This is a genomic window from Halomonas sp. SpR1 (genome assembly GCF_031010175.1).
Taxonomy (GTDB): Bacteria; Pseudomonadota; Gammaproteobacteria; order Pseudomonadales; family Halomonadaceae; genus Vreelandella.
In genome coordinates this window covers 90,355-104,691 of the sequence record NZ_JAUAMB010000001.1, presented here as the reverse complement: position 1 = coordinate 104,691, position 14,337 = coordinate 90,355, and the positions used below count along the sequence as shown (strand labels likewise).

At 56.4% G+C, this 14,337-nt stretch carries 14 protein-coding genes; 10 read left to right on the top strand and 4 right to left on the bottom strand.

The annotated features are described in order from the left end of the window. The first annotated feature begins 16 nt into the window (after positions 1–16). The 5 genes from nosZ to QT231_RS00475 all read left to right on the top strand — a co-directional run bounded on the left by nosZ (position 17) and on the right by QT231_RS00475 (position 5,577). Positions 17–1,894, top strand: coding sequence for a TAT-dependent nitrous-oxide reductase (gene nosZ / locus QT231_RS00495; protein ID WP_308335003.1), 1,878 nt, complete (start codon positions 17–19; stop codon positions 1,892–1,894). Positions 1,895–1,962: 68 nt separating this feature from the next. Continuing rightward, positions 1,963–3,261 carry a nitrous oxide reductase family maturation protein NosD gene (locus QT231_RS00490; protein ID WP_308335002.1) on the top strand — a complete coding sequence of 433 codons (1,299 nt, stop codon included), beginning with the start codon at positions 1,963–1,965 and terminating at the stop codon, positions 3,259–3,261. Continuing rightward, positions 3,258–4,190, top strand: a complete 933-nt coding sequence (locus tag QT231_RS00485; RefSeq protein ID WP_308335001.1) for an ABC transporter ATP-binding protein — start codon at positions 3,258–3,260, stop codon at positions 4,188–4,190. Before QT231_RS00490 ends, QT231_RS00485 begins: the two co-directional genes overlap by 4 nt. Continuing rightward, the gene (locus QT231_RS00480; protein ID WP_308335000.1) at positions 4,187–5,011 is read left to right on the top strand and encodes an ABC transporter permease subunit; all 825 of its coding nucleotides are present in this window, start codon (positions 4,187–4,189) and stop codon (positions 5,009–5,011) included. The genes QT231_RS00485 and QT231_RS00480 overlap by 4 nt, the downstream gene beginning before the upstream one ends. Before the next feature lie 38 nt (positions 5,012–5,049). Beyond that, positions 5,050–5,577 carry a nitrous oxide reductase accessory protein NosL gene (locus QT231_RS00475; RefSeq protein ID WP_308334999.1) on the top strand — a complete coding sequence of 176 codons (528 nt, stop codon included), beginning with the start codon at positions 5,050–5,052 and terminating at the stop codon, positions 5,575–5,577. Positions 5,578–5,623: 46 nt separating this feature from the next. On the opposite strand, the gene QT231_RS00470 is transcribed toward QT231_RS00475, so the two are convergent. Genes QT231_RS00470 through QT231_RS00460 form a run of 3 tightly spaced genes read right to left on the bottom strand, consistent with a single transcriptional unit; the run spans position 5,624 to position 7,024 of the window. Further along, positions 5,624–6,010, bottom strand: coding sequence for a SirB2 family protein (locus tag QT231_RS00470; protein WP_308334998.1), 387 nt, complete (start codon positions 6,008–6,010; stop codon positions 5,624–5,626). Between the two features lie 9 nt (positions 6,011–6,019). Next, entirely contained in the window at positions 6,020–6,412 is a 393-nt protein-coding gene (locus QT231_RS00465; protein ID WP_308334997.1) for a ribonucleotide reductase subunit alpha, read from the bottom strand. Positions 6,413–6,454: 42 nt separating this feature from the next. Then, positions 6,455–7,024 carry a hypothetical protein gene (locus QT231_RS00460; protein ID WP_308334996.1) on the bottom strand — a complete coding sequence of 190 codons (570 nt, stop codon included), beginning with the start codon at positions 7,022–7,024 and terminating at the stop codon, positions 6,455–6,457. A 176-nt stretch (positions 7,025–7,200) separates the two neighbouring features. Between QT231_RS00460 and QT231_RS00455 the strand changes: the two genes are divergently transcribed. The 5 genes from QT231_RS00455 (at position 7,201) to QT231_RS00435 (ending at position 13,679) form a co-directional block, all read left to right on the top strand. Then, positions 7,201–9,099, top strand: coding sequence for a type IV pili methyl-accepting chemotaxis transducer N-terminal domain-containing protein (locus QT231_RS00455; protein ID WP_308334995.1), 1,899 nt, complete (start codon positions 7,201–7,203; stop codon positions 9,097–9,099). Further along, positions 9,099–9,767, top strand: a complete 669-nt coding sequence (gene narL, locus QT231_RS00450) for a two-component system response regulator NarL (protein WP_308334994.1) — start codon at positions 9,099–9,101, stop codon at positions 9,765–9,767. The genes QT231_RS00455 and narL overlap by 1 nt, the downstream gene beginning before the upstream one ends. A gap of 238 nt (positions 9,768–10,005) precedes the next feature. Continuing rightward, entirely contained in the window at positions 10,006–11,598 is a 1,593-nt protein-coding gene (locus QT231_RS00445) for an antiporter (RefSeq protein ID WP_308334993.1), read from the top strand. 72 nt (positions 11,599–11,670) lie between these two features. Continuing rightward, complete coding sequence (locus tag QT231_RS00440; RefSeq protein WP_064232881.1) at positions 11,671–12,129, top strand: universal stress protein; 459 nt, start codon at positions 11,671–11,673, stop codon at positions 12,127–12,129. 56 nt (positions 12,130–12,185) lie between these two features. After that, complete coding sequence (locus tag QT231_RS00435) at positions 12,186–13,679, top strand: MFS transporter (RefSeq protein WP_308334992.1); 1,494 nt, start codon at positions 12,186–12,188, stop codon at positions 13,677–13,679. Between the two features lie 252 nt (positions 13,680–13,931). On the opposite strand, the gene QT231_RS00430 is transcribed toward QT231_RS00435, so the two are convergent. Next, a complete protein-coding gene (locus QT231_RS00430) occupies positions 13,932–14,333 on the bottom strand; it encodes a MarR family transcriptional regulator (protein WP_308334991.1) in 402 nt (133 codons plus the stop codon). Between the last annotated feature and the right edge of the window lie 4 nt (positions 14,334–14,337).

Sequence of the window (14,337 nt, the reverse complement as noted above, 5' to 3'; positions counted from 1 at the left end):
CCCAGGGGAATCAAACATGAGCGATAAAAAAGACCATATCGAGAACATCGGCCGCCGCCACTTCTTGCGTAATACCGCCGTTACTGGTGTTGCCGGGGCAGGCCTGGCCGGAGGTTTCGGCGCGGGGGCGCTGCTCAACAGCCGGCAGGTACAGGCGGCTGGCGGCAACGGTATCGAGGTTGCGCCAGGTGAACTTGATGAATACTACGGTTTCTGGAGCGGGGGCCACTCCGGCGAGGTTCGAGTACTCGGCGTGCCGTCAATGCGCGAACTGATGCGCATTCCAGTGTTCAACGTGGATAGCGCCTCCGGCTGGGGAATCAGCAACGAGTCGAAGCGGATACTCGGCGAATCAAGCCATTTCCTCAACGGCGACTGCCACCACCCCCATATATCCATGACCGAGGGCAGCTACGACGGCAAGTACCTATTTATCAACGACAAGGCTAACACCCGCGTTGCGCGCATTCGTCTCGATATCATGAAGACGGATAAGATCACAACCATCCCCAACGTCCAGGCGATTCACGGCTTGCGCCTGCAGAAAGTGCCTTACACCAAGTACGTCTTCGCCAATGCTGAGCTGCCGATCCCCCAGATCAATGACGGCCGCGACCTGGAGACCCCCGACAACTACTTCACTATGTTCAACGCTATCGATGCTGAAAGCATGGACGTGGCTTGGCAGGTGATCGTCGATGGCAACCTCGACAACACAGATGCCGACTATACTGGCCGCTTCGTCGCCTCTACCTGCTACAACTCGGAAAAGGGCATGACCCTGACCGAAACCATGCGTAACGAGCGCGACTGGGTCGTAGTGTTCGATGTTGAAGCGATTGAAGCCGCAGTGGCGGCCGGGAGCTACAAGACCCTGGGTGAATCAAGCGTACCGGTGCTGGATGGGCGCAAAGGTTCGCAGTTGACACGTTACATTCCGATTCCCAAGAACCCCCACGGCGTGAATACCTCACCGGATGGGAAATATTTCATCGCCAACGGCAAGCTGTCTCCCACCTGTTCGATCATCGCCATCGACAAGTTGCCTAAGCTGTTCGACGACAGTATCGAACCGCGCGATACCATCGTGGGTGAACCTGAACTGGGCTTGGGCCCGCTTCACACTACCTACGATGGCCGGGGCAACGCCTATACCACGCTGTTTATCGATAGCCAGGTAGCCAAGTGGAATATTGAGGATGCCATTCGCCACTACAATGGCGAAGACGTCAACTACCTGCGTCAGAAGCTCGACGTGCACTACCAACCAGGACACAACCACGCCAGCCTTACCGAGTCCCGGGACGCCGACGGCAAGTGGCTGGTAGTGCTGTCGAAGTTTTCCAAAGACCGTTTCCTGCCGGTAGGCCCTTTGCACCCTGAAAACGATCAGTTGATCGATATTTCCGGGGAAGAAATGAAACTGGTGCATGACGGCCCCACTTATGCCGAGCCCCACGACTGCATTCTGGTACGTGCCGACCAGATCAACCCGAGCCGAGTATGGACACGAGACGACCCCTTCTTTGCCGAGACCGTGGCCATGGCCGAGGCGGATGGCGTGAACCTGGAAGGCGAAAGCAAGGTAATCCGCGATGGCAATCAAGTACGCGTGTACATGACCTCCATCGCACCGCAATTTGGCCTGACCGAATTCAGGGTCAAACAGGGCGATGAGGTGACCGTAGTCATCACCAACCTTGATCAGGTCGAGGATCTGACCCACGGCTTCTGCATGGTCAACCACGGTGTGCAGATGGAGATCAGCCCTCAGCAGACCGCTAGCGTCACCTTCACCGCCAACAAACCCGGGGTGCACTGGTACTACTGCAACTGGTTCTGCCACGCGATGCATATGGAAATGACTGGTCGCATGCTAGTCGAACCCGCCTGACGCCTCACTGACAGGAGTCTGACGACACAATGCGGGCCGATTCCTTCGGCCCGCTGCGGGAGAACACCATGAAACGACACCCTGGCCATTTAGGTTGCCTGCTGACTCTGCTATGGCTTTTTTGGGTGCCTAGCGGGGTTTATGCCGCTGACTGGCTCGCCACGCCTGGTGAGCCGTTACAGCCGCTGATCGAACAGGCTACCGACGGCGATCAATTGCTGCTGCCTGCAGGGCGCTACCCTGGGCGTGTGGTTATTGACCGCACACTGCATATCCGGGGCGAGTTGCATGCCATCCTCGATGCAGGAGGCCACGGCCATGCGGTGGTGCTGGCAGCTCCCGATATTATGTTTGAAGGCGTCCAAATTGAAGACTGGGGGAATAACCTGACAGAACTGGAGGCCGCTATTTTTGTCGAGCCCTCCGCTCACGGTAGTACCATCCGAAATAACCAGCTAAGCGGGCCTGGCTTCGGCATCTGGCTCGATGCTGTCAATGACGTCAGTGTGATAGGCAATACCATTCGTGGCGATACCCAACTGCGTTCCCAAGATCGCGGCAACGGCATTCATCTCTATAACGTTAGCCACTCGATGATCGAATCCAACGATGTTGCGCAAACCCGCGACGGCATCTATCTCGACAGCAGCCGCCACAACGTGCTGCGCGACAACACCCTGCATGACCTGCGCTATGGCGTGCACTACATGTACTCCTTCGACAATCGTCTCGAAGGCAACCTGACCCAGCGAACCCGAACCGGCTACGCCCTGATGCAATCCAAACGCTTGGAAGTCGTTGATAACCGTTCGGAAGCAGACGACAACTACGGCATCTTGATGAACAACATCACCGACTCCCTGTTGAGCGGCAACCGTGTAGAAGGCGTCACTCAGCCCCTGGGAGCAGATGGCGAGGGCCGTCTCGCTGGCGGCGACGGCAAGGCGCTGTTCGTTTACAACTCGCAGTTCAATCGTATCGAGAATAACCGTTTCGCAGCCAGCGACATCGGCATCCATCTCACCGCCGGTTCAGAGGATAACCTCATGGCGGGCAATGCCTTCATCGCCAATAAGCAGCAAGTCATGTATGTCGCCACCCGTGAGCAGGATTGGTCGGGCAATTACTGGAGCGACTACCTGGGCTGGGATCTGGACAACGATGGCTTTGGCGATACGGCACACGAGCCTAACGACGCCATGGATCATCTTCTCTGGCGCCACCCCTCTGCGCGCCTGTTGATGCAAAGCCCAGCGGTGCTGGCGCTACGCTGGGTACAGCGCCAGTTCCCGGTGTTTCGTCCCCCGGGGGTCAAGGACAGCGCACCACTGATGAGCGTGCCCGACCAAGAAGGAAATGCTTCATGAACCCAGTGATAACTCTACAGCGCGTTACCAAACGACACGGGGCGCTGGTACGCCTAGCCGAAATGGATCTCACCATCGAAAAAGGTGAGGTGCTTGCTCTGCTGGGACATAACGGCGCTGGCAAGACGACCATCATGAAACTTATCCTGGGCTTAATTGCGCCCTGCTCGGGCCAGGTTGACGTCCTCGGTGGCGCTCCAGATGGGCCACATGCCGAACGCCTGCGGCGTCAGTTGGGATATCTTCCTGAAAACGTCACTTTCTATGAACAGCTTACCGGGCGCGAAGTGCTCACATACTTCGCTCGGCTCAAGCAAGCCAAACGCCATCAGGTCGCGGCTCTGCTCCAACGTGTGGGCCTGGTCGAAGCCGCCGACCGTCGCGTTAAAACCTACTCCAAGGGCATGCGCCAGCGCCTTGGTCTAGCCCAGGCTTTACTAGGATCTCCCCAGCTATTGCTGCTGGATGAACCCACTACCGGCCTTGACCCCGCTGCCACCCGCGACTTTTATCAAGCGGTAAAAGCTCTACGCGATAACGGCTGTAGCGTGCTGCTCTCTTCCCATGTGTTGCCCGGTATCGAGCCCTATATTGACCGCGCCTTGATCCTGGGCAAAGGGCGACGCCTGGCCCTGGGCAGCCTTGAACAACTGCGCGAAGAAGCACAGCTACCGCTAACGTTTCGTATCCACGGCACTTTGCTGGCCATGCAGTCTCAGCTCTGGAAAGCCATGTGTCTTGAGCCTACCCCTATCAATGAGCGCTGTGTTGAGGTCAACGTGCCCGCGGAAAATAAAATGCAGGTGCTACGTCAGTTAACCACCATGCCGAATATCGACGACATCGAGCTATCACCGCCCACGCTTGAGCATCTCTACACGCATTTTTCTACTCGCCCCGCCTCGCTAACGCCAGGAGCCAGCGCATGAAGGCCATGTTCATTGTCGCCGCCAAAGAGTTCCAGGATGGCCTGCGTAACCGCTGGGTACTGGCGATCACCGTGATTCTTGCTGTTCTGGCAATGGGTATCGCCTATTTTGGTGCCGCTGCGAGCGGCGGTCTCGGTTTCACTTCGCTGGCCACCACCCTGGTCAGTTTATCTACTCTGGCCGTTTTTCTGATCCCCTTAATTGCGCTGATGCTAGCCTACGACGCCGTTGTTGGTGAGCAGGAGGCCGGCACGCTACTACTGCTACTCACCTACCCCTTGAGTCGTTCGGCGTTGCTGTTTGGAAAGTTCTGCGGCCATGGAATGATCCTGGCCGTCGCCACGCTACTAGGTTTTGGTATCGCGGGGTTCGTTATCGCGCTGGGCGCAGAAGGCGTACCGCTTATCGAACTAATCTTCGGCCTAGCACGATTGATCACCAGCAGTGTGCTCTTGGGCTGGGTATTTTTGGCCTTTGCTTACCTGATCAGCGTAACGGTCAGCGAAAAGGCACGGGCCGCCGGGCTGGCACTGGGAGTGTGGTTTCTGTTCGTGTTGGTATTCGATTTGGTGCTGCTGGCCCTGTTGGTTGGCGTCAAGCAGGGAGGCGACTGGCTGCCCTACCTGATGCTGCTCAATCCCACCGACAGTTTTCGTTTGATCAACCTGTCGGGGTTCGACAGCACACAGCTTGAAAGTGGTATCGCGGCTATCGCGCAGCAAGGCGCGTTCCATTCTGCCTGGCCACCCCTGGCAATGCTGGCTTGGGTAGTGATGCCCCTGCTGTTAGCCGTCCGTCGCTTCCACCGTCATGCCGCTTAACATCATCTCTTAACATCATCTATTACCGAGGATTGACCATGCCCACGCTAGCCCTTATTGCTCTACTACTCCTGACCGGTTGCAACAACGCCACTGACAGTGCCGAAAGGATGCCACCTCAACCTATTAGCGGCGATGACATCTGCCATGTATGCGGCATGTTTATCACCGAATTCGAGGGCCCTAAAGGTCAAGCGTTTATGGAGCGCCACAGTGACGCGCGCAAGTTCTGCTCCACGCTGGAGATGTTTGTTTTCCTCCAGCAGCCCGAAAATCAGACCCAGCTGCGCCACGCCTATGTGCATGATGTCGGCGTGACGCCCTGGGAAACACCTAAAGACGATGCCTTTATCCCTGCAGCAGAAGCTTGGTATGTGGTCGGCCATGACCGGCGCGGCAGCATGGGCCACACCCTTGCGCCGTTCTCCAGCCATGAGCGTGCCGAGCAGTTCGCAGAAGTTCATGGTGGCGAGATAATCGCCTATGACGATATCGACCTGGAATTACTCGCCCAGCTCGGGCGCCACGAAGGGAGCGGCCATGCCGCCCACTCAATGACGCAATAAAAGTGAGGAGTGAGGAGTGAGGAGTGAGGCAGAAAGTAGCCGCAATTCAGGCTAGCCAGGAAAGCGGGCTGTGATGAACAGCGGCCCCCACCATATAGGCGAAGATAGCCACCGCCACTACCGCTGCCAAGGCTCGCACCGTTGGCGTCGCCCCGCGCTTAATCGCAATGGTGCCAATACCGATATAGGCCAGCAGCGCCAGCAGTTTGGCACCAAGCCAGGGAAGCTGCCAGGGCCATACGGAGAGCAGCACCATCAAGGTTACCCCCAGCCCCAGCAGGGCCGTATCAATGAGATGGGGCAGTACCTTGACCCAACGGGCGTGGAGTCGCGGGCTTTCCTGCACCGACCACCAGGCGCGAACCACGAAAAGTGTAATGCTCAGCGCAGCGGCGGTCATGTGCAGGTGTTTGATGAGAAAATAGTGCTCCATGGTCACCCCCTAGCCGACATTAACCGCATCGCCGTGTGGATCGAAGGCAAGAAAAGAAGTGATATTACCCATTTGCAGTGACTCCATCATGCGCTGGAGCTGCCGTTCAACCTCGGCTTCGTCCTTTGGGTCATCCATGGCCGCAGCGAACACCAGATCCCATTCGATCTCGGTGCGGCGAGACTCTTCGACTAAGGCCGCCATGCTGCTCAGTTCTTTGGTCGATTTGTCTACGCATATCACCGGCACCAACACCCCACCTTCGCCCTGTTCGAAGCGACGACGCTGCTCAGCATCGGGGAAATCGGGCAGCTCTGCGCGAACGAACACAAACAATAGGCGCTGGGGTTTAGGTTGTTTATGCGCTTCCTGCAGTAGGTCAGCAAACGTCGCTATGGTCATAAAATAGGCCTTATCCCTAGTCGGGAAGATTAGTAGGTGGCGTTACTCGGGTGATTCTACAAAAAGCCACAGCAGTAGCATGATCATAAACAGCGGGATCAAGAGGCTGAGTGGCGCGGCGCGCCAGCCATAGGCTTGTACTACCAGAGGCGTCATCCGTAAGGAAAACCCCACGCCTGCGCTTATAGCGAGACACAGGGCTACAAGAAGAAGCACCCAGCGATCAGGCATCCAGCCTTTGGCGTGGGCGATGCCAGTCGTAATCACCGCACCTCCCAGTCCAAGTCCAGCCCCCACCAACAAAAACTCCCAAGGACGGCTTGCCACTCCAAACCCACCCAGCGCCAGTGCGAGCCCCAGCAAAAGCCACTGCATCAAGCGACAGGTGTCGCCCCGTCTGGCGATATACCAGGCCGGCCAGGCCAGGAGCATACCGCTACTCAACGGTATCAGCACATAGAGAGATTGCTTTGCGAGCAGTGCGTAAAGTGTCCAGCTAGCCACCGCCAAGGCGCTTGCCAGTGGCATTAACAGCATGGCTACCAGTAACTGGTAACCATTTACTGGCTGTGTAGATGTCTCCAACGTGGGAGGCGGCACGGATGATGGCATGGCGTTTCCCAACGAGGGTATAAAGACATCGGAAGGCATGCCAGAATTGTCGGTAAATACCTGACGTAGGTCAAAAAGCATTGGAGGTAGGTCGACTAACCCCAAAGGAATAGCCCTCGTATCAAGATGCAGACACTGTCACACTCTCTTACCCCTTCCGCGCTATCGGAACTGCCATGAAATTACTTCAACGCTCCCTGGTTGCTCGCATCATTGCGTCTCTGCTTGCCATTAGCGGTATGGCACTCATTAGCATCACCCTGACCATGGCAATGTCTAACAGCAGCCGTGGCGACGCGGCCGCGATTAATGTCGCGGGCTCATTACGCATGAATGCCTATCAGATATTGGGGGCCTTGCAGCGCCTGGAGTATGCCCCTGAAGAGGCGAGTGAAGAGCAGCTCGAAGGTCTGATAACGCGTTTTGATCAGCGTTTGCATGGCACAACGCTACAGCAAACGATCCCCGCTGATGATCGCCACGAGCGCCGACGTCAACTGGAAAAACTTCAAACCTACTGGCAGCACACGCTTCGCCCGGCTCTACAAGCACCGTCCACCGCCACAGCGCTTGACCTGGATACGCGAGAAGCGATGATCGTTGCGATGGTCAATGACATCGAGATGCTAGTCACCTACCTGGAACAGAGCACCGAGGCCAAGGTGCGGCTGTTGGGCATGATGCAAGTGCTTTTTTTAGTGTTGATTGCGATAGTGGTCGCCATCGCCCTCTACGATGTTCGCTACAATCTGGTAGTCCCTTTGCGCCAGCTTATGGTACTGGCCCGAGAGGCGGCACAGCGTAACTTCAAGCCGCGTTCACAGCTCCGCGGTAGCGACGAGCTGGCATTATTGGGCCATACCTTTAACAAGATGTCTGCCGAGCTGGCAACAAGTTACGCCGCGTTGGAAGACAAGGTATCCCGCAAGAAACAGGAGCTTGAGCGCAGCAATCAGGCGCTGCGGGTGATGCATGATGCCAGTCGCGCGCTGTATGGCGGCGGTAATGACCTCTGCTCTAGCGCAGCTCCCATGCTACGCGAACTGGAAAAGCTACTGAATATCGGGCCAATACGGCTTTCGTTAAAAGACCCTTTCGATCAACGCGCAATGCCGGTACTGGAAACGCATTCGCGTACCCGCCCCGAGTACTGCCGCGATCAGGATTGTCATGCCTGCCTGATTGATCCTCGCCCCCTCGACCTGGTGGCCAATAACCAGTCGCAATGCCTGCTGCTACCGATCAGCGTAGGCGATACGCTGCTAGGCACCCTGGAAGTGTGGTATCCCCAGGAACGGCTAAACGATAGCACGCGTCGCCTGCTCACCATGTTAGCCGACCAGCTGGCCACGGCGGTGTACCTGCAGCGGCGTATCGAAGAGCAGCAGCACGTCACATTGATCAACGAGCGCACCATCATCGCGCGGGAACTGCACGACTCCCTAGCGCAATCGCTATCTTACCTAAAGATGCAGGTCGCCCGACTTGAACGCATGCAGCAAAAAGAGGCAACCCGAGAGGCGCAGTCTGCGGTATTCGATGAGCTACGTACCGGTTTGAACAGCGCCTACCGTCAACTGCGTGAGCTACTCACCACTTTCCGACTAAAACTTGAGGGGCCGGGGCTGCAATTTGCCCTGCGCCAGACCGTCGATGAGTTCAGCCAGCGTATGGAGGCAATGGTCGAGCTTGATTACGATGTGCCGCCTTATCTGCTTAATCCCAATGAAGAAATTCACGTACTGCAGATCATTCGTGAAGCACTGGCCAATACCCACAAACATGCCCAAGCCCATTGGGCTAAGGTCACCGTACGATTCGCCGATGCCCGCTTGTTAGTGCGTATCGAGGATGACGGCATCGGCCTGGAAGACGATAGCTCACCGCCAATGCATTACGGCTTGGTGATCATACGTGACCGTACCACTACCCTGAATGGGCAACTGAACATCGCTAATCGCCCCGCCGGAGGAGCCAGTGTTGAGGTAGACTTTACCCCTTTAACTGCTCGCCTAATTCAGCAGCAGCCCGCTTCGGCTACCACCAACTCTCACTTAGGTACAGGGACTTCTTAATGACGCTGACCACCGCCAAAGACACACCTGCCAGTCTGATGATTATCGACGACCATCCGCTACTACGGCGTGGTGTGATTCAGCTGCTTGAGCTAGAAGACGACCTTGAACTGGTTGGTGAGACAGGCGATCCCGAAGAGGGCATTGCCCTGGCCCTCAAACTTGAGCCTGACCTGGTGTTACTTGATTTAAACATGCCGGGCGTCAATGGCTTAGAAGCCTTGCGCCGCCTACGGGAAGCCAACTATAGCGGCCGTGTGGTGATGTTCACTGTTTCCGACCATGAGGATGATGTTGTCGCCGCGCTGCGTAACGGTGCTGACGGTTACCTGTTAAAGGATATGGAGCCTGAAGACATGGTTCGCCAACTGCGCCAGGCTGCCTTGGGCCGCATGGTCATCAGCGAAAGCCTGACCGCCCTACTCGCTGAAGCCCTGCGCAACCAGCGCAATGCGCCCTCCACGCCCGACATTCACAGTCTGACCCAACGTGAACGCGAAATTCTGCAACAGCTTGCTGGGGGACTCTCCAACAAGCTCATCGCGCGCAAGCTGGATATTACCGAAGGCACGGTCAAGGTTCACGTCAAACACCTACTCAAGAAGCTCAACTTACGCTCACGTGTCGAGGCCGCCGTCTGGGCAGTCCAGGAAGGTATCGATCACTAATCGGTTCTGTGTGGATACCTCCAAAGACTCCCAGCGTACTTTTGCTCTGACCCGCCTTTACCCCCTCTCGATTTTTTGTCTTTAAAATCAATCAATCCGGGCTTTTTAGCGACTACCTCTCAAGAGGTATGTCGCTGATTTTGCTGCTATTTTCACCTATTCCCCAATTTCTTCCTCAAGCGTATCTTGCCTTCTAACTGCTAAGTGCAGAAAGGTTTGATGCCAAGGGGGAACCGACATGAGCAAGAGAAACGCCGACATTGAGAAGTGGGATGTCGAAGACGCCCAATTCTGGGAACAGGAAGGCAAGCACATCGCCAACCGCAACCTATGGATATCCATTCCCAGCCTGCTGATGGGCTTCGCTGTCTGGATGATGTGGGGAATGATCACCACTCAAATGCAGAACCTGGGTTTTCCGTTCACGGTTAACCAGTTATTTTCCCTGACAGCGCTTGCCGGTCTAGCGGGTGCCACGCTGCGCATCCCAGCATCGTTCATGATCCGCATCGCTGGCGGGCGCAACACTATTTTCCTGACCACCGCGCTGCTGATGATCCCCGCCGCCGGTACCGGTATTGCCTTGATGAATCCAGGCACGCCGTTCTGGGTATTCCAGGCGTTGGCACTGCTGTCCGGTATCGGCGGTGGTAACTTCGCTTGCTCGATGAGCAATATTTCCACCTTCTACCCCAGCAAGCAGCAAGGTTACGCCCTAGGCATGAATGCGGGCCTGGGCAATTTCGGCGTCACTACCATGCAGATTGTGATCCCGCTGGTAATGACCGTCGGCGTCTTCGGCGCGATTGCCGGTTCTCCAATGGAGTTGCAAAGCGCCAGCGGTACCTTGATCGGTCGGATCGAAGCCGGTACCGATACCTGGATCCAGAATGCTGGCTTTATCTGGCTCGTGTTCTTGATCCCATTAGCGTTCGCCGGTTGGTTCGGCATGAACAATCTTCGCGCTGTTACGCCCAACCCGGGTTCGCCGCTGGCGGCTTTCAGCAAAATATTAGGCCTCTACGGCGTCGGTATGGTGACCGCGGTCATCGGTATGTTGGCGCTCGGTTGGCTTAATATGTGGATTGCCCTGCCGCTAACCATCGTTGTGACCCTTGTGTTGTTGCGCCTGATTCCTGGCGACATCAAGCCCAATATCCAGAAGCAGTTCGCGATATTTTCCAACAAGCACACCTGGTCAATGACCATTCTCTACATCCTGACCTTCGGCTCCTTTATCGGTTTCTCAGCAGCCCTCCCGCTCTCCATCAACGTCATCTTCGGCAGCATGATGGAAGCGACTGCCGATGGCACGCTGATTCGCGTGGCCAACCCCGAGGCGCCCAGCGCTTTGACCTGGGCCTGGATAGGCCCCTTCGTGGGCGCTCTAATCCGCCCGTTGGGCGGATGGATCTCCGACAAAGTGGGCGGCTCCATCGTTACCCAAATAATCTCTGCGATCATGGTGGTCGCCTCCATCGCCACCGGCTATGTGATGATGCAGGCCTATAACGCCACCGATCCCAATCAATTCTTTTGGCTATTCCTGCTGCTATTCATTGTGCTATTCGCCGCCAGTGGTATCGGCAACGGCTCCACTTTCCGCAGCATCGGTGTGATTTTCGATCAGCAGCAGAAAGGCCCGGTACTTGGCTGGACCTCTGCCGTCGCGGCCTATGGCGCCTTCATCGCCCCGCGGGTAATGGGCGAGCAAATCCAAGCCGGCACACCGGAACTTGCCATGTACGGCTTTGCGGCCTTCTACGCTATCTGCCTCGTCATCAACTGGTGGTTCTACCTACGCAAAGGTGCCTACGTTAAGAACCCCTGAGTGCGGCTTGCTTGTTTACGCCCGGAGCCAAGCTCCGGGTCTTACCCCCCTACCCCAATGCGGGAGGACACCATGAAAATCATGATTGCCTATGACGGCTCTCGGAACGCCAAGCTGGCACTCGCCCAGGTCGTCAACATGTTCCGCTGCAACCAGCCGCTGCTGGTACTGGTCGGTGTGGTGGAGAATCCACTCGATGCCACCGATAACAACGAAACGCTGTTTCAGCAGGAGCAGGACGAGCTGAAACAGCACCTTCAGGAGGGAGTGGCGTTTGCAACTGGCGAGGGTTTTCAAGCCGAGCAGCTTCTCGCCGAGGGGGACGCTCGCAAGATGCTGCTTCAGGCCACCCGCAAACTCTCGCCAGACCTACTGGTGATTGCCCGCCATAGCCACCAGCCGGACGGCGGCATTATCGCCAAGTCATTGACTTACTTCGTCGACGAACTCGATTACATGACTTTCGGCAGCGTCAGCTCGTTTCTGGCCCGGCGCGCCGAGTGTCCCTTGTTGATCCTACCCAGCCCTTGAGCAGCCTCTACCCACCTTTGGGACATACCCCCATCGGGACATAGGACGATACGACCATGAAAGTTTCCGCTGTATTCAAGTTTCGCAGCCCTGAAATCCGGGCCCTGCACCTGACCTGGATTGCCTTCTTTATTACCTTTTACGTGTGGTTCAACATGGCGCCGCTCGCTTCGAGCATGCTCAAGAGCGTCGACTGGCTGACCACGGACGATCTCAAGCTGTTCGCCATCTGCAACGTCGCCTTGACTATTCCCGCGCGCATAATCGTTGGCATGGCACTGGATCGGTTCGGCCCACGTCGGGTGTTCTCGGTGCTTATGGTGACGATGTCGATACCCGCGTTGGCGTTTGCTTTCGGCAACAGCATGACGCAGCTGCTTGTGGCGCGTCTGGTGCTGAGTTCGATTGGCGCCAGCTTCGTGGTCGGTATCCATATGACAGCGCTGTGGTTCAAGCCCAAGGACATCGGCTTCGCCGAAGGCTTCTACGCTGGCTGGGGTAACTTCGGCTCCGCCGTAGCGGCCATGTCGCTGCCGACCATCGCCCTGAGTATGTATGGCGGCCCCGATGGCTGGCGCTGGGCTATCGCGCAAAGTGCGGTTGTTATGGCGGCTTACGGTGTTTACTACTGGTTCGCGATCACTGATGGCCCGGACGCCCAGGCTCACCGTAAGCCACGCAAATCCGCCGCCATGGAAGTGAGCTCCTGGGGCGATATGATCAAGCTGATCATCTGGACGATCCCGCTGGTCGGCGTACTCGCCATCCTGGTCTGGCGTATTCAGTATATGGGCTATTTATCGGTCACCGGTGCCGTCGTCGCTTACTTAGTCATCGTGGCGATCGTTATTTACCAGATCGTACAGATTCTGCGGGTCAACCTGCCAATCCTGCGCCAGGGAGTACCCGAGGATGATAAATACTCATTTAACAGCGTGGCCGCACTTAACAGCACCTACTTTGCCAACTTCGGTGCTGAGCTGGCGGTGGTGTCGATGCTGCCCATGTTCTTTGAGGAGACCTGGGGGCTCAATGCCGCAACGGCTGGCCTGATCGCTGCGTCGTTCGCTTTCGTCAATCTGGTGGCGCGCCCGATGGGCGGCATGGTATCCGACCGTATGGGCAATCGCCGTTTCGTCATGCTGTGTTACATGTTTGGCATTAGCGTTGGGTTCTTGCTGATGGCCATGCTCAATTCGAGTTGGCCGCTCATTCTGGCCATTGCGGTGACCATCGGCACCTCGATTTTCGTACAAGGCGCAGAGGGAGCGACCTTCGGTATCATTCCCTCCATCAAGCGCCGCATCACCGGGCAGATCTCGGGCATGGCCGGCGCCTACGGTAATGTCGGCGCGGTGGTCTATCTGACTATCTTTACGTTTGTCACTCCGTCGCAGTTCTTCTACATCATCGCCACTGGCGCTTTCATTAGCTGGCTGATCTGCCTGGTATGGCTCAAGGAGCCAGAGGGCGCTTTTGACGACGAGTACTATGTTTCTTCGGTCGATAGAGATATCGAAGAGCAGGCATTACAGGGTGCCAAGCGCTGAACGGTAGACTTCTGGGAAACTCTGGGCACTGTCCGCGTCGGCTAGATCCAGACAGTGCCTATACCAGCAAACATCATGCCCTTAATAGCGCTCTTAATTTGCAGCCGTACTGTCCTCAATCCAGAAGTGCGGTGGTCAGTTTTACTTGACCACTACACCCACACTTCAAGGCTAAACACGCTAATCGCCCAAAACATTTCTAACCAGGACATGTAATGTATATTGGCTATAACAGACGACTTCAGCTCTGCATTAAGAGGGGTTATTCCAGCCAGGAAATGGCGTCTCTTCCTGTAAGTGACGCAACTCAGGCTGATGAGCTTCTGCAATTTGCGTTACCCGGTTCACCCCCTCTTCCAATAAGTGCACTTCTATTTGGCGGCGATCCTCACGCCCTTGCCGCCGCTCTACCAACGATAACTGCTCACAGCGGTCAACTAGCGCCACCACCCCATGATGTTTTGATTGAAGCCGCTCCGCTAGCTCCCCCACCGTCGCCCAGTCTCTTCCATGGAAACCACGAAGATGTAGCAGTAATTGATACTGCAAGGGTGTCAGCCCATAGCGGCGACAGATATCTTCACTATGGCGAAGAAAACAGCGCAGCCGGTAACGAAATTGCGACAGCCGCTCAAAGTCGTTTTTATCAAGCATCTGT